This is a genomic window from Streptomyces sp. GbtcB7 (assembly GCF_019091445.1).
In the GTDB taxonomy this organism is placed as follows: Bacteria; Actinomycetota; Actinomycetes; order Streptomycetales; family Streptomycetaceae; genus Streptomyces; species Streptomyces mirabilis.
On the sequence record NZ_JAGXJM010000009.1, the window covers coordinates 286,401 to 304,211 of the forward strand.

The 17,811-nt window shown below is 69.3% G+C and carries 15 protein-coding genes and 3 pseudogenes; 10 read left to right on the forward strand and 8 right to left on the reverse strand.

Annotated features, from left to right (window positions below; all coding sequences use genetic code 11):
- Nucleotides 1–82: 82 nt before the first annotated feature.
- A complete protein-coding gene (locus KVT44_RS17640; RefSeq protein ID WP_217567731.1) occupies nt 83–1,498 on the forward strand; it encodes a hemolysin family protein in 1,416 nt (471 codons plus the stop codon).
- Nucleotides 1,495–2,514, forward strand: coding sequence for a hemolysin family protein (locus KVT44_RS17645; protein ID WP_054231639.1), 1,020 nt, complete (start codon nt 1,495–1,497; stop codon nt 2,512–2,514). The genes KVT44_RS17640 and KVT44_RS17645 overlap by 4 nt, the downstream gene beginning before the upstream one ends.
- A gap of 190 nt (nt 2,515–2,704) precedes the next feature.
- Here KVT44_RS17645 and KVT44_RS17650 read toward each other — a convergent pair whose 3' ends face one another.
- The 3 genes from KVT44_RS17650 to KVT44_RS17660 form a co-directional block, all read right to left on the reverse strand.
- The gene (locus KVT44_RS17650; RefSeq protein WP_099919299.1) at nt 2,705–3,052 is read right to left on the reverse strand and encodes a tetratricopeptide repeat protein; all 348 of its coding nucleotides are present in this window, start codon (nt 3,050–3,052) and stop codon (nt 2,705–2,707) included.
- Nucleotides 3,053–3,121: 69 nt separating this feature from the next.
- Entirely contained in the window at nt 3,122–3,562 is a 441-nt protein-coding gene (locus tag KVT44_RS17655; RefSeq protein ID WP_217567732.1) for a MarR family transcriptional regulator, read from the reverse strand.
- A 2-nt stretch (nt 3,563–3,564) separates the two neighbouring features.
- Nucleotides 3,565–4,083, reverse strand: a complete 519-nt coding sequence (locus KVT44_RS17660) for a MarR family winged helix-turn-helix transcriptional regulator (protein WP_190168458.1) — start codon at nt 4,081–4,083, stop codon at nt 3,565–3,567.
- Between the two features lie 198 nt (nt 4,084–4,281).
- Here KVT44_RS17660 and KVT44_RS17665 point away from each other — a divergent pair, with 198 nt between their 5' ends.
- The 5 genes from KVT44_RS17665 (at nt 4,282) to KVT44_RS17685 (ending at nt 8,581) form a co-directional block, all read left to right on the forward strand.
- Nucleotides 4,282–5,247 (forward strand): pirin family protein, encoded by a 966-nt coding sequence (locus KVT44_RS17665; protein ID WP_217567733.1) that lies wholly within the window; start codon nt 4,282–4,284, stop codon nt 5,245–5,247.
- Between the two features lie 972 nt (nt 5,248–6,219).
- The gene (locus tag KVT44_RS17670; RefSeq protein WP_254649512.1) at nt 6,220–6,804 is read left to right on the forward strand and encodes a DUF4352 domain-containing protein; all 585 of its coding nucleotides are present in this window, start codon (nt 6,220–6,222) and stop codon (nt 6,802–6,804) included.
- Nucleotides 6,805–6,889: 85 nt separating this feature from the next.
- Nucleotides 6,890–7,186 carry a hypothetical protein gene (locus KVT44_RS17675; protein WP_217567735.1) on the forward strand — a complete coding sequence of 99 codons (297 nt, stop codon included), beginning with the start codon at nt 6,890–6,892 and terminating at the stop codon, nt 7,184–7,186.
- 257 nt (nt 7,187–7,443) lie between these two features.
- A complete protein-coding gene (locus KVT44_RS17680) occupies nt 7,444–8,280 on the forward strand; it encodes a hypothetical protein (protein WP_217567736.1) in 837 nt (278 codons plus the stop codon).
- A gap of 148 nt (nt 8,281–8,428) precedes the next feature.
- On the forward strand, nt 8,429–8,581 hold the full coding sequence (locus KVT44_RS17685) for a hypothetical protein (protein WP_217567737.1): 153 nt from the start codon (nt 8,429–8,431) through the stop codon (nt 8,579–8,581).
- A 582-nt stretch (nt 8,582–9,163) separates the two neighbouring features.
- Here the strand turns inward: KVT44_RS17685 and KVT44_RS58115 are convergent.
- From KVT44_RS58115 to KVT44_RS17695, 3 genes and pseudogenes are all read right to left on the reverse strand, one after another.
- Nucleotides 9,164–9,289 (reverse strand): annotated as a pseudogene (locus KVT44_RS58115) (IS5/IS1182 family transposase); the annotation flags it as partial.
- Between the two features lie 75 nt (nt 9,290–9,364).
- Nucleotides 9,365–11,713 carry a GH92 family glycosyl hydrolase gene (locus KVT44_RS17690; protein WP_190168464.1) on the reverse strand — a complete coding sequence of 783 codons (2,349 nt, stop codon included), beginning with the start codon at nt 11,711–11,713 and terminating at the stop codon, nt 9,365–9,367.
- Nucleotides 11,714–12,312: 599 nt separating this feature from the next.
- The gene (locus KVT44_RS17695; RefSeq protein ID WP_217567738.1) at nt 12,313–12,513 is read right to left on the reverse strand and encodes a hypothetical protein; all 201 of its coding nucleotides are present in this window, start codon (nt 12,511–12,513) and stop codon (nt 12,313–12,315) included.
- A gap of 366 nt (nt 12,514–12,879) precedes the next feature.
- Between KVT44_RS17695 and KVT44_RS17700 the strand changes: the two genes are divergently transcribed.
- The 3 genes and pseudogenes from KVT44_RS17700 to KVT44_RS58120 form a co-directional block, all read left to right on the forward strand.
- Entirely contained in the window at nt 12,880–13,608 is a 729-nt protein-coding gene (locus tag KVT44_RS17700) for a FadR/GntR family transcriptional regulator (RefSeq protein ID WP_217567739.1), read from the forward strand.
- Between the two features lie 295 nt (nt 13,609–13,903).
- Nucleotides 13,904–15,061 carry a DUF3103 family protein gene (locus KVT44_RS17705; RefSeq protein WP_217567740.1) on the forward strand — a complete coding sequence of 386 codons (1,158 nt, stop codon included), beginning with the start codon at nt 13,904–13,906 and terminating at the stop codon, nt 15,059–15,061.
- 461 nt (nt 15,062–15,522) lie between these two features.
- Nucleotides 15,523–15,759, forward strand: a pseudogene (locus KVT44_RS58120) (GNAT family N-acetyltransferase); the annotation flags it as partial.
- A 60-nt stretch (nt 15,760–15,819) separates the two neighbouring features.
- Here the strand turns inward: KVT44_RS58120 and KVT44_RS17715 are convergent.
- Together KVT44_RS17715 and KVT44_RS58125 are read right to left on the reverse strand one after the other, a co-directional pair.
- Nucleotides 15,820–17,307, reverse strand: a complete 1,488-nt coding sequence (locus KVT44_RS17715) for an FGGY-family carbohydrate kinase (RefSeq protein ID WP_217567741.1) — start codon at nt 17,305–17,307, stop codon at nt 15,820–15,822.
- A gap of 375 nt (nt 17,308–17,682) precedes the next feature.
- Nucleotides 17,683–17,811 (reverse strand): annotated as a pseudogene (locus KVT44_RS58125) (metallophosphoesterase); the annotation flags it as partial.

The following is a 17,811-nucleotide window of genomic DNA, read 5'->3' on the forward strand; positions in this document are numbered from 1 at the left end:
GACCGACGGACCCCCCGGGACACAGTCCCGAACCACCCCGCCTGATTTCTCTTGATCGCGGCACACAGCGGGGTGGTGTTCGATGAGTGCCGCACTCGGCCTGCTGGCCGTCCTCGTCCTGACCGCCGGCACCGGCTATTTCGTAGCCCAGGAGTTCGCGTACGTCGCCGCCGACCGCCTCGCGCTCGCGCGGGAAGCGGCAGCGGGCGACCGACGGGCCACCCGCGCCCTGAAGGTGCTGGAGCGGCTGTCCTTCATGCTGTCGGGCGCCCAGCTCGGGATCACCGTGACCGGTCTGGTCGTCGGTTTCCTCGCCGAGCCGTCCGTGTCCGCCCTGCTCAAGCCCGTCCTCACCGGGATCGGCATCCCGGACGGCGCGGTCACCGGCATCTCGGTGGTGCTGGCCTTCGTGTTCGCGACCGTGCTCCAGATGGTGCTGGGCGAACTGGCCCCCAAGAACCTGGCCCTGGCCGTCCCGGAGCGCCTCGCGAAGGCTCTGGCGAGCTCCACGCTCGCGTATCTGAAGGTCGTCGGCCCGGTCGTACGGCTTTTCGACGGCGCCGCCAACAAGTTGCTGCGCAAGGTCGGCATCGAGCCCGTCGAGGAACTCCACCATGGCGCGACCCTCGAGGAACTCGGCCACCTCATCGGCGAGTCGCACCAGCACGGGCAGCTGCCGCGCGAGACCGCCGATCTCCTCGACCATGCCCTGGAGTTCTCCGACCGCACCCTCGACGAGGTGATGGTGCCGCGCGCCGACGCCGTCTTCGTCCGCAGGGACGCGACGGCCACGGAGGCCGTCCAGCTGATCGCCAAGCACGGACACTCGAACTACCCCGTCCTCGGCGACCACCCGGACGACATCACCGCCGTCCTGGGCGTACGCGAACTGATGCGGCTGCCCGCCGACCGGTTCACCCGCACGACGGCCGGCGCGCTCGGCCGCGGACCGCTGCTCCTGCCCGACACCCTGCCGCTGCCCGAGGCCGTGGCACAGATGCGGGCCTACGACGACGAGTTCGCCGTCGTCCTCGACGAGCACGGGGGCGTGGCCGGCGTCGTCACCTACGAGGACATCGCCGAGGAACTCGTCGGCGACATCGCGGACGAGACCGACACCGTCAAGGAGATCGCGGTATCCGACGGCGAGGGCTGGCTCGTCGACGCCGGCCGCCGACTGGACGAGGTCGCCGAGGCGACCGGCATCGACCTGCCCGAGGAGGACGACTACGACACGGTGGCGGGGCTGATCGTCGACCGCCTCGGCCGCTTCCCCGCCATCGCGGACCGCGTCATCGTCGAACTGTCCGACGGAGGCCGCGTCTCGATCGACGTACAGGCCCTGGACCGCCACGTACCGGAACGGGTCCGCCTGGAACGCCTGCCGGCGACGGACCGTACGGGGAGCACGGCGAGTACGGATGGCGTGGACGGTGTGGGCGGCACGGGCCGTGTCCACCGTATCCACCGTGTGGACCGTGCGGAGGAGCAGGCATGAGTTTCTCGATGGCGCTCTTCGTGACCGTACTCCTGCTGATCGGCAGCGGGTTCTTCGTGGCCGCCGAGTTCGCGTTGGTCGCCGCCAAGCGGCACCGGCTGGAACAGGCCGCGGCGGCCGGGCAACGCGGTGCCAGAGCCGCGCTGGCCGGAATGCGCGAGCTGTCACTGATGCTCGCGGGTGCCCAACTGGGCATCACCGTGTGCACGCTGGGCCTGGGCTCGGTGTCCAAGCCCGCGATCTCGCACGAACTCGACCCGCTGCTCCACAAGGCGGGCCTGCCCAGCGGCCTGAGCTACGGAGTGTCCTTCGCGCTCGCGATGTTCGTCGTCGTCTTCCTGCACATGGTGGTCGGCGAGATGGCCCCCAAGTCCTGGGCCATCGCGCACCCCGAGCGTTCCGCCATGCTGCTCACGCCGCCGTTCCGGGCCCTGACCCGGGCGGTGCGTCCGTTGATCGTGGGGCTGAACAAGGTGAGCAACGCGCTGGTCCGGCTCTGCCGGGTCACTCCGCGCGACGAGCTGGCCTCGGTCCACAACCGCGAGCAACTCACCCACCTCGTCGAGGAGTCGGAGCGGCTCGGGCTGATCAGCAAGGAGGACTCCGAGCTGATCACCAGCTCCCTGACCGAACCGCAGCACCCGGTCGGGGACCTCCAGATCCCGGCCGACCGGATCACCTCGGTCCCCGCCGACGCCACGATCGACGCCGTACTGGGCGTCGCCGGGGACAGCGACCGCACCCGCCTGCTGGTCCGCGACGGCGTCACGGTCCTCGGCTCGGTGCACGCCCGTGACGCCCTGGTCGCCCGCGCGCAGGGCCGGGCCGCGGTCGCCCGCGACCTGGCCCGCCCCGTCCCGGAGCTGGCACCGCACGACACGGTCGCCCACGCCGTCGAACAGCTCCGCCTGCACCGCGCCTCCCTCGCCGTCGTACGCGACGACACGGGGCGGCTGACCGGTCTGGTCAGCCTGGACGACCTGCTGGCACGGCTGATGGAGCCGCGCGCGGCGTGACACGGCAGAGGCCGGGTGCCGTGGCTGTGGCCGGTCACCTCGATGACCGGCCACGGCGCTCCGGCACCCGGCCTCTTCGTCCTGCTCCCGGAGACGTTCACGCCCTCGGGCGACGCTCATGCCCTTGGGAGACGTTCACGTCCTCAGCGGGCCCTCGCACCCCCAGGGGCGGTCGCACCCGCAAGGGCGGTCACACCTGCTCGAAGTCACCCGCGAGCGCGGAGGCGATGCGCAGGTGCGACTCGGCCTCGGCGTGACGCCCCTGGCGCTGGAGCGTGCGCCCCAGCATGAGCCGGGCGTAGTGCTCCACCGGGTCACGCTCGACGAGCGCGCGCAACTCGGTCTCAGCGCGGTGCAGTTGGGCCGAGTGGTAGTACGCGCGGGCCAGCAGCAGCCGCGGTCCGGTCTGCTCCGGCACCTCGTCCACAAGGCCGCCCAGAACGCGCGCCGCACCGGCGTAGTCCTTGGCGTCGAAGAACAGCTGCGCCCGCTCCCAGCGCTCCGCGGCCGTCCCCTGGTCGTAGTACTTCGTGTCCACTGCTGACCTCCTTCGAGTGCCAGAACCTCACCTGATGGTTGAATATTCCACCACCCGTGCCCGTAGGCGTCACCCGCCGGCCAGCTCCGCGTTGGCCCGCTCCGTCACCAGGGTCAGCACGCGCCCCACCGTCGCCAGGTCCTCGGCCGGGATGCCCGCGTACAGCCGGGCCGCGATCTCGTTCCCGGCCGTGCGGATCTCCTCGAACACCTCACGGCCGTGCTCGGTGAGCGACACCAGCGAGGTGTCCGTCTCCGTCAGCAGCTTGAGGGTCGTCATCTCCGTGACGGTCTCCTCGGCCACCGACTCCTCGATCTTGAGTGCCCCGGTCAGCCGCCCCACGAGCCGGTCGCGCTCGACGGTGCCGCCCTGGTCCGAGACGGCCCGCAGGGCCACCGACTGGTTGAAGGTGCTTCCGATGCGGGCCAGCGCGGCCTCCAGGGCCGCTCGGCTCGCGTAGTGGGCCAGTCCTACGACCTGGCCGCCGACCGGGGGAGTGGGAATGCTCATGGCTACTCCTCGTCAGGATGTGAATCGAGATGTGTGTCGAGAGATGCATCGGTCGGCGCGTCGACCGGCGCATCGAGCGATACGTCGAGCAGGGTCGCCAGCTCGCGGCTGAACGCCTTCGTGCGCTCGCCGCGGAGCCCGCCGAGCGGTTCGAGGAGCTGCTCCAGCAGCCCCTGGACCACCCCTATCGCGCGCTGTGCGACCTCGCGTCCGTCCTCTGTGAGCGACAGTCGGATCGCGCGTGGATCGGCGGGATCGCGCGTCCGGTCGACGACACCGGCCGCCTCCAGGGCGCGGGCCAGCTTCGAGACGTAGAGCGGTTCGAGTCCGGTGTGATCGGCGAGCTGACGCTGGCTCGGCCGCCGCCCGGCCCTGTGCATCCCGTACAGCGACGCGACCAGCGAGTACTGGGCGTGGGTCAGACCCAGCGGCGCGACCGCCCGATCGACGGCCACGCGCCACTTCGTGGACAGGCGCCAGACGAGAAAGCCGGGGGTCGCGTGCTCGGATGTCGAACTCATGAGAAAAACCATACATGGCTACTATGTCCATGGCTACTATTTCGCTTCGCCCCCGACCAACGCCCTACCGACCTCCGCCCGTAGCCCTAGGACCGCACCGACTCCGGCCCGAGTACCCCCGTCCGGGGGAGCCCGGGGGAGCCCAGGGGAGGGAGGACGGCCTGACGTACGGTCCCCGACGGGGCTAGGTTGTGGCCCATGAGCAATCTTGATCGCGAGGCAGTTCCCGCGCTGTGCGGTGGCCGCGGTTTCGTGGTGGCCGAGCCGGTGCGTGAACTCCTCAGTCCCCGTCGGGTCAAGCTCGGCGAGTCCACCGAAGTCCGCCGCCTGCTGCCCAACTTGGGCCGCCGCATGATCGGCGCGTGGTGCTTCGTCGATCACTACGGGCCCGACGACATCGCCGACGAGCCCGGTATGCAGGTCCCGCCGCACCCGCACATGGGACTCCAGACCGTCAGCTGGCTCCACGAGGGCGAGGTGCTGCACCGCGACTCCACGGGCAGCCTGCAGACGATCCGCCCGCGCGAACTGGGCCTCATGACGTCCGGAAGGGCCATCAGCCACTCCGAGGAGAGCCCCAAGTCACACGCCCGCTTCCTGCACGGCGCACAGCTGTGGGTCGCCCTCCCCGACAGCCACCGTCACACCGACCCGCACTTCGAGCACCACGCCGAGCTGCCGCTCGTCACGGCCGCCGGCCTCAAGGCCACGCTCATCCTGGGCACCGTCGACGGCACGACCTCGCCCGGCACGACGTACACCCCGATCGTCGGCGCCGACCTGTCCCTCGCGAGCGGCACCGACGTACGACTGCCGCTGGAGCCCGACTTCGAGTACGGCGTCCTGTCCATGTCCGGCGAGGCGCACGTCGACGGCGTACCGATGCTCCCGGGCTCCATGCTCTACCTCGGCTGCGGTCGCACCGAACTCCCCCTGCGCGCCGAGTCGGACGCGTCCCTCATGCTCCTGGGCGGCGAGCCGTTCGAGGAGGAGCTGGTCATGTGGTGGAACTTCATCGGACGGTCCACCGAGGATATCGCGCAGGCCCGTTCGGACTGGATGACGGGCTCCCGATTCGGTGAGGTGGTGGGGTACGACGGGGCCCCACTGCGCGCTCCCGAACTCCCGCCTGTACCACTGAAACCGCGCGGAAGGGTGCGCTGACCTGGGGTTCCAGCTCTAGTACAGGCCTCTCGCGGGACGCGGCTTTGCCCGCTCGACACCCCAACCCCATTTTCCCGAGGGGCCGAGCGCTCCTGCGAAGTCGATCGACGGGCAACGCCGCGTTCTCACGTCTCCGCTCGCGTGTAGGCCGGGCCGATGCTGACTTCGGGGACTGGTGCTGGGGCAAGGCGCCCCCAAGTGCCTGGGCGACGAAGGGGAGGAGAAGCTCGTGACGAGGGGGCTTTTGTGGGAATCCCCCAATGCCCCGGCGTGGCGCTGCTGCCGTACTCACCCCTCGGGTGGACCGCCATGGGGAGGGTATGGCTGCAGCGACGGATCTCGGAAGCGGCTTGCCGGCAATCCAGGCTCTGCTTCAGAACGGTTGAACGGCAGTCAGCAGGTTCTTGGTCCGCTGGTGGTAGACGTTCGCAGGTGCCGTTGACCTGTACCTTTGAGTCTCGGAGCAGCGGCCGAAAGCTCCCTGTGCCGCGTATGGTCCGGATCTTGGTTGCCGCTGCCGGCTCGGCCTTGCGCGATGAGCCCTTCTGCTTTTGATTTGTGATACCGCCATCGAATGCCTGTGCTGCGTCGCTGCGCACGCATGAAGCGATGTCTACCGGGCGGGCAGGGGCGGGGACCACTTGTACGTCCGTCGCGGGGACCACGACGTCGACGGCCGCCTGCGGCTCAGGGTGACGGAGTACCTCGCCAGCGCGGGGAGCACACTCGAGACCCGCGTCGGGTGGCGCCCGGCACCTTTGGGAGGTGCCCTGCGGCATCCCCCCGCCGTGGGGCGTCGCCATGTCCGAAGTGGGCCTGCGTTGCGGGTTGTTGAGTTAGCAAGACGGCGGAACGGGCGTTCGGGTTGCGTGGGGATGGCAACTTTCTCCGGTTAAACGTGCAACCATACGGGGCCTTTACATGTCCTTCACTCAAGTGACACAAAACCCTGGGGGGACCATGAACCACCACATGCGCATCAGACTCGCCGCCGCCACCGCCATCGCGGCGTGCGCGCTCAGCCTCACCGGCTGCAACAGCGGCAGCACCGTCACCGACAAGCCCAAGGCCAAAGCCTCCACGCCCGCCGGCAAGAGCGGCGGAGAGAAGCCGGCCGCGAAGAAGTCCGCGGCCCCGGACGTCGCCAAGGTCGGCGACACCATCGCACTCAAGGGCACCGACGACGGCAGCAAGCTCGACGTCACCGTCGTCAAGGTGGTCGACCCCGCGAAGGGCGCCGACGAGTTCACCACGCCCGAGTCGGGGAAGCGGTTCGTCGGTGTCCAGTTCCGTCTCGTCAACACGGGCAGCATCGCCTACAACGACAGTCCCTCCAACGGCGCGCAGCTTGCCGACAAGGACGGGCAGCAGTTCGAGTCCACCTTCGGCGACATTTCTGCCGGGCCGTCCATGTCCTCGGATGTGAAGCTCAAGCCCGGCGCGAAGGCCCTGGGGTGGATCGTGTTCGAGGTGCCGAAGGCGTCGAAGGTGTCGGTCGTACAGTTCGGCATGGACTCTGGGTTCGCCGAGCAGACCGGCGAGTGGAAGCTGTCCTGACCTGACGATTGGTCCCGCCGTTCCGCCTCCACACGGTGCGGCCGCGCGCACCATGCACGGCAGCACGTCAACGCACCGGGGGGCCATGCGCCGCACCACCGCCGTCATCACCACGTCCGCCGTGGTCGTCGCCGGAGGCATCACGGGAACCGTTGTCTGGCTGTCCCAGCCGTCGTACGACGACATCGTGAAGGGCTGCGCCAAGGCCCTGGCCGCCCAGTCGAAGGTCGGCGGGAAGGGGAAGCCTGCTGCGTGCAACGACGTGAAGAAGGGCGACTACGACGCACTTGTCCTCAGTAGCGTGATCGACGGGTTTGGGTGGACGGACAAGGACGGCAACTTCGACGAGAACAAGATGCTCGACGACGCCACCCAGCCGTAGAGGCCTCGCTGCGCGGTGGGTCAGCGGCGGTACATCGAGCGCACGGCCCAATGGAGTCTGACAGTTGCCGACCTCCAGCGCGCCGTCGTCGATGACGAGCGGCAGCTCGACGATGCTGTCAAGAAGCTGCGCAGCGGGCAGGGCGCGTCGGCTCTGGTAAGTGCCGAGAACGGGCTTCAGGCCTGGCTCGAGCGTTTCGAGGACGATGACCCGTTCACGGTGGACATGGCGAGGGGGCACTCTCACAGCGCGCTGAGGTGCTGCACCGCTGGGGCGATCCCGACCTCGCGGTGGCTGCCGCGGACATGGCGATCCGCACCTTCCTCAACCGGCGTGACGAGGCCAACCGAACTGCCGGCGCACGCAGGAGGTATGTACCCGCCTTCATGAAGGCCGGACTGATCGCCGCTGACATCCACCAACGGTTCGGCCGGTCCGGTATCGCAGCGAGCGCCCGAGGCCTGGTCCAGGATGCCCGCCCCATGGTGTCGTCCCTCAGGGTCGAGGCACCCGTGCCGCTGCTGGCCGACATGACGCTGGCCCGAGCGCTGAAGCAGGTCACACCGGCAGGTGATGAACGGGCGGGCGCGTTGAGCCGGGAGTTCGCCCGCGCGGTGACCGCCCCGGCCACCGACTGTTCTCTTGTCACGTCGTCCCTGCGGTGCACGAGCGCCGACGCCCCCATGGTCGCCGGCATGTTCGCCGCCGCCGCAACGGCGACATCGGATCGCGAGCCGGCCGCGAGACTGCGGCTGGGGCTGGAAGCCCACGTTCTCTACGCGCATCGGTCCGAACGGCAGACGCCCGAACCGCGCCACAACATGGGCGAGCACGGACCGTCCTGGGCGCGTGTTCTCCTCACCTGCTCCCAGATCTGTGCGCGCCACGGCCTGCGTGCGCTCACGCTCGACCTCGCCTCCTGGATGGCCAGTACTGTGGCCGCGCTGACCCCGTTCGCGGTGTGTGACCTGGAAACCCGCTCGGTGGTGCACGCTTGTATCTCCTGGCGCGCCGAGCTGATGACGGCCACCGGCGACACAGCGGGCGCGGCTGATGCCCGCGAGGCGTTGAGAAATCTCGATTCGATGCCCTGAACGGCGCCTTTACGAGACATCGTTGAAGGCCGCACCGGTCCCTTCGGCGCCAGACGTCCACACCCGACGATATGGCGTCAGGCTGGGGACATGACCCAACTCGGATGTCCGCCACGACTCAAAACGGAAGCTCGGATCTGGCCGCGCCTTGCTTGATGGCGATGATCCGTTCGTCCTTGGCCCGGACGCCGGAAGCAACTGGCACATGCTCGCGGGTTTCCAGGAATGGCTCGTAGTCCGCCGCGGCACAGGACACGACCTGACCTGGCCCGTCCTCGTCCGCCGCTTCGCCCTGGACTGACGACTCAGGCGCGATATCAGTTCGAAACGGCGGAGCTGGACCAGATCGGCTGAGACAACATCCGGCATTCGCCCGCCCGGGACCACATCACCTGAGATTTCCTGCATCTCCACACCTCAGCTGAACTGGTCGCCGCAGGTCAGGAATCCGACTCGGGGCCAGATCATTCAAGACGGGACACGTCGGCGCGCCGGGCACGTTCTTCCGCCGACGCAAGTCCTGCAGCCTCGAACGTCAGCAGGCGATGGGCGTCTACCTTGTGCTATCACGACGGGACAGCCGCACCAAATCACAGACTCTCCGGATTCTGGTCCTGCTCGCCGGCAGTTGTCCGTGCGGCTTCGCCGCGCGGTAGGCGGGAGGACGGAACGTCCGCTGCTGCGGCAGCGCTTACCCCGGAGACACGCGATGCGCAACGAGTCCAAGCCTGCCGTACATGGGTATCTCGGTGAACACTCTCTGCGTCTGGCGCCACCGAAGGCAAGGACCACTCTGACGGCGTGACCCGATGCGTCGATCGGGCCCCTGCGCCGCGCGAAGCTCCGGTCCGAGGCGGCGGAGGCCGTCGAGTCACGGCCGCGGCGCCCGCCATGCGCATCCGTTGACCGGCGCATGGGCGATTGCCGCGACCGCGTCACGTCGCGTCTCGTCAGGGGTGTGGTGTGTGCCGAAGTGCTGCGGTCGGACCTTCGGCCGGGGGATCAACAGCTACGCGTTTTCCCACAACCCGTCCCGAACCCTCCGGCCCACGTACGCCGCTCGACGCACTGCCCAACGACCGCCTCACCGCGTAGGTCCCAGGGCGGGCGGGGCGGCGTCGGCGGACGTCCCCCAGCCGGATGGTTCGGCACCGACCGTGAAGGAGAGCGACCGCAGGCCTCGGAGGGACTCGGTCGTCAGATACGTACGGCCGTAGGAGGAACCGTCGACCCTCGCCGACTGGATGTACCGGTCACGGTCCGAGGTGCCCGTCGCCGTCACGGTCAGGGCGCCGCGCGGGTAGTAGCGCCGGTCGAGCGTCAGATCGACCCGCTCGAAGACGGGCGTCGACAGGCCCCAGGTGTCGTAACCGGGCTGTACCGGGAAGATCCCGATGGACGAGAGCACGTTCCAGGCGGACATCGTGCCGAGGTCGTCGTTGCCGGTCATGCCGGTCGGCGCGTCCGTGAACAAGGTCAGCGCGGCGTGCACCACATCGGTCGTCTTCCACGGCTGACCGGTCGACAGATACGTGTACGGGGCGATCAGGTCGGGCTCGTTCTGCGGGTTGTACTTGTCCGCGTTGTAGTAGTCGTACGGGCCGTTGACCCACACCTCTCGTGCGGTCTTCGCCGGGTCCTTCAGGAGCTGCTCGTACGCGAAGAACGAGTCGAGCCGGTCGTTGGCCGTCTGCTTGCCACCGATCAGGTCGACCATGCCCGGCAGGTCCTGTGGCACGAGCCACTGGTACTGCCAGGACGTGCCCTCGTGGAAACCCTCGCTGAGGGCTGGGTCCGCCGGTCCGGTGAAGGCGCCGGAGGCATCCCGCGCGCGGAAGAAGCCGGTCGAACCGTCGTAGATCTTCCGGTAGTTCTGGGACCGTGCGGCATAGCGTGCGGCGTCCGCGTCGTGGCCCAGATCCCGTGCCATCGCGCCGAGCATGGCGTCCGACAGCGCGTACTCCAGGGTCGCGGAGGCTCCGTGGTCGTAGTCCGAGTCGCCGGGCTTCGCGTGCGGGCGGTCCTTGACGTAGGGCGCGAAGCCGTTCGCGATGTACTCCTTGTTGGCTTCGCGGCCCACCGCGGGCGAATCGGCGGGTGGCACTCCGTCGGCATTCTTCTTCAGGGCTCGGTAGGCCCGTTCCTCGTATCCGTTGAGCAGGCCCTGCTGGTAGGCGTTGGTCAGGAACGGGGTGACCGGGTCGCCGGTCATGATGTTCGTCTCGACCGTGCCGTAGCCCCACTTGGGCAGCCAGCCGCTGTCCTCGTCGATCTTGATGACGGAGATCGCCATGTCCCTGGCCTCACGCGGCGCGAGCAGGGAGAGGAGCTGCGACTGGGTGCGGTAGGTGTCCCACAGCGACCAGTTCTGGTAGTAGGTGAAGCCCTGTGCGCGGTGGACCCGCTGGTCCCAGCCGGTGTAGCGACCGTCGGCGTCGCTGCCGATGTTGGGCGCGAGGAAGGACCGGTAGAGCGATGAGTAGAACGTGCGGCGCAGGGTGTCACCGCCGCCCTGGGCGCGTACGTCGTCGAGCCGGTCCTCCCACGTGCGGTGGGCCTGGCTCCGGACGGCGTCGAACGAACGACCCCCCTCGGAGCGGAGGTTGAGGGCGGCGCCGCGGGCGTCCACGTACGAGAGCGCGGTGGTCGCTTCGACCGTCCGGTCCTTGGTCGTGTCGAAGCGGACGAAGGCGCCGTTGCGTCCCGCGCTCACGGATTCCTTGGAACCCTCGGTGACGGTAGCGCCGTTCCAGGTGCCCGAAGTGGTGAACGGGCGGTCGAAGCGGGTGACCGTGTAGACGGTGTACGGCTTGGTGTCCTGGCAGAAGCCGCTGCCGGTGATGGCGGTCCGCACCGTGCGGTTGTCGAGGATCTCGACCTTGGTGGAGATCGTCCTGTGCAGCGACTGACCCGCGTTGAGCAGGACGTTGGCCTTGTCCGTGGCCGGGAAGGTGTAGCGCTGCACCCCGGTCCGGGCGGTCGCCGTCAGCTCGGCCTCGATGCCGGTCTTCAGGTCGACCCGGTACGAGCCGGGGCTCGCCCGCTCGCTGTCGTGGCTGAACTCCGCCTCGTACTTGGCGTAGTCCGTCTCGGTGACGTCACCCGTGGTCGGCAGCACGGGCAGGTCGCCGCCCAGGCCGCAGCCGACGCCCGAGAGATGGACGAGGGAGAAGCCGCGAATGTGATTCTGGGAGTAGTCGTAGCCGGTGTTGTGGCCGGTGTCCGGCGAGAACTGCACCATGCCGAAGGGCACGGCGGCGCCGGGGTAGGTGTTGCCTTCGTTCTCCGTTCCGATGAACGGGTTGACCAGATCGGTGAGCGGGGCGCTCGGCGGGACGGCCGCCCGAGCCGCCGGAACCGCGAGGGAGCCGCCGAGAAGGATGGCGGTCGCCACCACCATCCCCGCATCGCGTAGCCGTTGAGTCCATCCCATGGGCGGGAATGCCTCCTCGAAGCCTAGACAACGTTGTCAAGCGCAGAGAGCGATCATTCTTCGTCGTGTACACGTAATCGTCAAGTGCTGCGAGCGGGCGGGCAGTTCAGCGGAGCACGCGAACCCGCAGTCTTCCGCGACCGATCACCGGCCGCACCGAGATCAGCCGATTCGGGACCCTGGCCGATCCCCGAACTCCATGATGGTAGTTAGCGTGTTCGCGCTGGTGGCAAGGGGATTGCTGGGCTCCTCGGGACGGTGTGGGTGACGGGGCCGGTTGTGTGGGACCAGTCCTTGGTGGGCCCACCGGGAGAGTTGGCGGTGCATGGTGCCCAGCGTGATGTCGTCGAGGCGACGGGCGAGATCCCGGGTGTGCCGGCGGCGGTCGGGGTCCGTGTTGAGGAGGCCCAGGACGCGTTGTCGGTGGCGGCCTGTCCGGCCGGCGCGGTGATGCCGGATGCCTGGACGACCAGGTCACGGGCCGTTTGTAGCGCGAGTTCTACACCCACAACAACAGTATCGGTGTCGTAGGCGGGCCAGAGCACTTCTTCGGCCTTGGCGAAGTCGGCCCAGGTCTGGTGGAGTGTCTCGGCCAGGTTCTACGGGGGGTTGGGGTCGGTGAACTTCTGACTGTCGGCCAGGTCCAGGGTGGTCCAGGCGAAGGGCAGGTCCAGGCTGTGGCAGGCGCCGACGCCGACCTGCTTGTCGTTGGGCGCGACCGGCGAGCGCCGGCCGGAACCTCCGCGGTGCGGGCAGCTGCCGATACGGTCGCAGCTGCTTGCAGGACCTGCACATCCCATGCTCGCCATGAGAGGCGATCTCTCAACAGCCAGTCCACCCGGTGTCCTCGATGCATCGCCCCGAACCGCGGGGTGCGACCTGTCGGAGGGCCCTGCGCCCCACGGGGCGACGCACGGGCGCCCCGCCGACGCGACCCCGACGGACCGGCTCCAGAGGAGGCCCAGGCCCACACTGCTCGTCCGCGCGCTGGTTCTCTCCACGCGGACCGTGCGCAACTGCTCTGCGCCATCAGGTAATTGACGTGGCGGTCGGGGGGCTGCTTCACTGGGGCAGTGGCTGAGCCACTAGACCAAGAAGTCGCTGAACCAGTGGGCCACTAGACCAGTGAGCCGCTGAACCATTGACCGAAGCCTGGGAGATCCTCCGTGGCCGTCGAAAGCATTCTGCGCCGAACCGTGGTCGACCTGCTTGAAGCGCGGCTGCGTGACGACATTCTGAGCGGCACGCACGAACCCGGATCCCTGCTGCCCCCCGAGAGGGAGCTGGCCGCCGGGTACGGGGTCACCCGTACGACCTTGAAGCACGCGCTGACCCGGTTGGAGCAGGTGGGACTGCTGAGCACCCGGCACGGCATCGGCACCCGCATCCTGGATTACCTGCGGGTCGGCGGCGCCGACCTGCTTCCGATGCTGGCCGCACAGGATCCCACGTGGCTGCGGGAGGTCTTCGAGGTGCGGCGGCAGATCGGTACCCTGATCGCCGGCCGCGCGGCCGACCGGCGCACGGAACGACAGGCCCGGCGGCTGGAACACCTGCTGCGTCAGGTCGCGGACGGCCCGGACGCCGACGCCGTCCAGCTCGCCGACGCGGAAGTGCATCGCGAACTGGCGCGGGCCACGGGGAACCGGGTCTATGTGCTCCTCACGAACACGCTGTTCAACGCCTACCTTCCGGTACGGGCCTCGCTGCGGGCGCCGTTCGAGGACGCGGCGCGGGCGACGGACCGGCTCGCGCCGGTGGTACGGGCCGTGGTCGACCGGGACGGCGAGGAGGCGCGGCGCGCGGCGGAGACGTATCTGGCCGGCACCGAGGAGATCATGCTCGGTTCGCTGAGCAGTTCTCGCGGGCGGCCGACCGCCGACGGTCACCGGTAGCCGCGCTTCCCGGCGGCGACTCCGGGCCCGCCGGCTCCCGTCGAGGCGAGGCGAGGTGTGTGCGGCGAAGCGGCCCGGCCTCGGAGTGGCCCCGATCATGCACGGATGCCCGTTCATCCCACGCTTCCTCCATTGTCATGCATAGGTCAACGTTGACGCCCTGGTGAACGCCCGGCGGGGTGGGACCAGGTGCGCGGCTGCGACCCCTCAGGTGCCCGAGGCAATCCGGGCCCATCACCCCTAGGACGGCCGCCCGTTCACCGTGGGCGCGGCGGCGACCAACAACACAAGGAGCATGGTGAGCAGATCAAGCAAGAGACGCGGCGTCCTCATCGGCGTGATGCTGTCCGCGGTCATCGGCGGCACCGTCCAGCCGGCGATCGCCGCGCCGGTGCGGGACGCGGGGGACCAGACCACGCCGTTCCGGAAGTCTCCGATGCGGTCGACCGAGCAGGAGATCGCGCGGGCGCTGTCCGCCTCGCTGCGCGACCCGCAGTGGCGCGAGCAGGTCCGTGCGGCCGCGCTCGGCACCGAGGACGTGGACCTCCAGGCGTTGGCGGGCAGGACCGCCGCTCCGGAGGGCAAGAACCTGTTCGCTTCCGTCTCTGCCGCGGACCGTCGCATCGCGGGCCTGAAGGGCCTGCCCGCGTCGACCGGGTCGCTGCTGCGCGTGCGGCTGGGCGCGCCGTCCATGCGGTCGCACCTGAACGCCGAAGTCACTCCCTGGATCGCCGTCGCCGCGGCCGACGACGCCGCCAAGACGCTCACGGCGTACGACAGTCAGGGCCACACCCACGCCGTCGACACCGCGCGCGTCCCCGACCGCCCGCTGTACGTCCTGGACATCGACGTCACCAAGGCCCACCGGGCCGGCCTGAAGGTGCTGCGGAAGGCCTTCGCCGACGAGGGGCTGGCCTCCCTCCCGTCGAAGGCGGCGAACAGCGCCGACGCCGCGAGCGCGGCGGGCTGGTGGGCGACCAAGGTCACGGCCGTCGAGGTGAACGACGACCAGGAGCCCTGGTTCAAGGGATCCGCCGAGATGTTCTCGCTGGTGACCGGCTTCGGCCAGGACGGCACGGCGCGCGTCGACTCGGTGGACATGCCCTACCTGGACTACGACGGCACCGTCTACTACCCGAACCAGATCCTGGTCAACTGGTCGAACTACAAGTACAACCTGGCCGACGTCGTCATGATGGAGGACGACGACGGCACCAACTACCGTGCGCTGGCTCAGGCGATCACCACGGCGCTGCTCACCGTGACGGACCAGGGCACCTACATCCCGTTGGTGAACGCGGTCCTGAGCGCGATCCCCGACAGCTGGTTCACCGACGATCCCGACTACGTGGAGTCCTGGTACACCCTCGCCCAGAATTCCTCGGGCCGGCTGAACGGCGCCTCGGGCAACGGCTGGATGACCGTCGAGCCCTACTTCGTCGAGGAGTTCTAGCCCTCGCACGCAAGCGCGGACCGGCCGCCGCACCTCGGTGAACGCGCCGGTCCGCGCCGAGGACACGGCCGTCGTGCCGGAGGCCGCATGCCCCCGACACCACGGCGCAGCCGTGCCCGGCACTGACCAAGAGGGGCGCCTGGCCGGACATCTGACCTGGTCAGGCACCCCTTTTCTGCGACTGGAAGAAGCCCAGCCGCTTCGCCGAGTAGGACACCAGGAGGTGCTTCGTCTGCTGGTGATACATGGTCTGCGCGCCTCTGAGCAGCACGAATGCGGTTGAGGGAGCGGTGTGTCGGCCCTGGCCGAGCATGGCCCGGATCTTGATCGCAGCGTGTGTCAGCGATTGCGGAGGCCGGTCCCGACGAGGTGAGCTGAGGCGAAGGGACTTGGCGACAGGTCGCTTCATCTTCCCCCCGCGCCGGCGGGAAAACCGTGCACGGCAGTTGCGGGGAGAGGTTCCGGGAGCCGGGGAGGCCGAGCTCGGCTACATGTTCCTGCCGGAGGCGTGGGGGCGCGGGTACGCCGCCGAGGCGTGCACAGCTGCACTGGACTGGTTCGCCGCGCCTCCCGACGAGCCGGTGGTGCTGTGAACCTGGACCGTCAACGACCCCTCGGCGCGCCTCGCGGTGAAGCCGGGGTTCACAGAGGTGGAGCGGTTCGAGGAGTACGGCGCTCAGCGGTGGTTCGGCGTGTGGTACTCGTCGTCCGGCTTCAGGACCGGACATGGAACGGGGCGGGCAGGGCGTAGGGCGACGTCACGGGGTATCTACTTCACGGCCGGTGTTCTGGTCGTGGGCCAGGGCGTGGGTGACCGCGGTGGTGCTCTCGTACAGGACCCGGTACTGGGTGAACCGGCGGTCGTAGACACCCGCGGTGGCGGGATCGGGCCGGACCACCGATTCCGCCGGATTCCAGGCCGCGATGTCCGGTCGGCCGATCAGCCCGGCGGCGAGGAAGGCGGCACCGTAGCTGGCACCGATGGTCGTGCGGGCGACGATCTGTTCGAGACCGGTGACATCGCTGACGATCTGAGGCCACAGTCCGCCCCGGGTGCCGCCGCCGACCGCCACGATCCGCCGGATGTCGGCGCCGGCCGCGAGCATCGTCTCGACGTTGTGCCGGACACCGTAGGCGGTGGCCTCCAGCGCCGCCCGCATCAGGTCGGCCCGGGTGTGACCCAGCGTCAGGCCCGCGATCACGCCCCGGGCGTCGGGGTCCATGACGGGTGTCCGTTCCCCGGCGAAGTACGGCAGCATCACCAGGCCGTTCGCACCCGGGGGCGAGGCGGCCGCCTCGTCGAACAGCACGCCGAGGTCGACGTCGCCGAAGAGGTGCCCGAGCCAGTCGGTGACGGCTCCGGAGGTGGCCATACCGCCGGCCAGGCAACGGGTGCCGGGCAGGGCGCCGACCGTGGACCACATCGACGGGCTGGTCACGAGCCGGTCGACGGTGTTCACCAGGAACATCGTGGTGCCGTACATCAGCATCAGGTCGCCGACGCCGTGGCCGCCGACGCTGATGGCCTCGCTCCAGGCGTCGATCGTCCCCACGATGACCGGCGTCCCGGCCGGGACGCCCGCGACAGGCGTGCTCACCCGGCCGGCCTCCTCGCCCGGCCAGCGCAGCGGGGGGAGTTCGATGCCGGGTGCGATGTGCTCGGCCCACTCGGGGATCCAGCGCTGCTCGTGGATGTCGAACAGCGGGGTGCACTGGCTGGCGGAATGCAGGTCCAGCACGTAGGCGCCGGTCAGCCGGTGGGCGAGCCACGAGGCAGGCATGAGGAGGCGGCGGGCGCGTGCCCACACCCCGGGCTCCCGCTCGCTGATCCAGGCGAGTTTCGGCCCGACGGCCTGGGACGACAGCGCCGAACCGCACCTGCGGAAGACGGTGTCCGACCCCAACTCCCGGTTCAGCCGGGCGATCTGTTCCTCGGCGCGGGTGTCCACCCCGTACAGCACCGCCGGACGCACCGGCTCTCCCGCGTCATCGACCAGAAGGGTGCACGGGCCCATGCCGCTGACTCCGACGGCGCGGACGGTGAGGTCGTCGCGATCGAGCAACTCGGCCGCGAGCGAGACGAACTCGTCCCACCACACATGTGCGTCCATCTCGACGTGCCCCGGCCGGGGACGGTCGACCACGTGACTGCGTACGGCCTCACCCAGGATGCGACCGGCAGTGTCGACCACCACGCCCTTGGTGCTGGAGGTGCCAACGTCAACTCCGAAGACGACGTCGATCATGTACTGCCTCCCTTGGCGCCGGGTGCGCCACCGTAGGTTGTCGCTCGGTCCGGCGGGCGGCCGCGGTTCAGCCGGACGGCTGCCGGAGATGTCGTCACATCTGTACCTCGGACGAGCGCGGCGGCGTCCCCCCGGTCTCCATGGCAGAACCCAAATACCGGATCCGCGCCCAGTGCACGGACTTCTTGGTCTGCTGGTGGTACAGGCGTCACGCGTCGCTGACCTGCGTAAAACGTGGCCACGAATGGCTCGTTGGAGCCGTCGGCCCGGGAATGGTCCGGATCTTGTCCTCAGCGAGACGGGCCTGGTCATCTGTCGACGCCGCATCCCTCGGCTCGTGGATTGCTCCAAGCGGATGTGTCGGCCCGTCGAGTGCTACATCGAGGTGGGCAGGTGCGGAGAGCGGAGCACGAGCAGGGTGATCTCACTGGGGGCGAAGACGCGGAACGGCGGGCCCCAGAAGCCGGTGCCGCGGCTGGTGTAGAGGAGGGTGCGGGGGCCGTG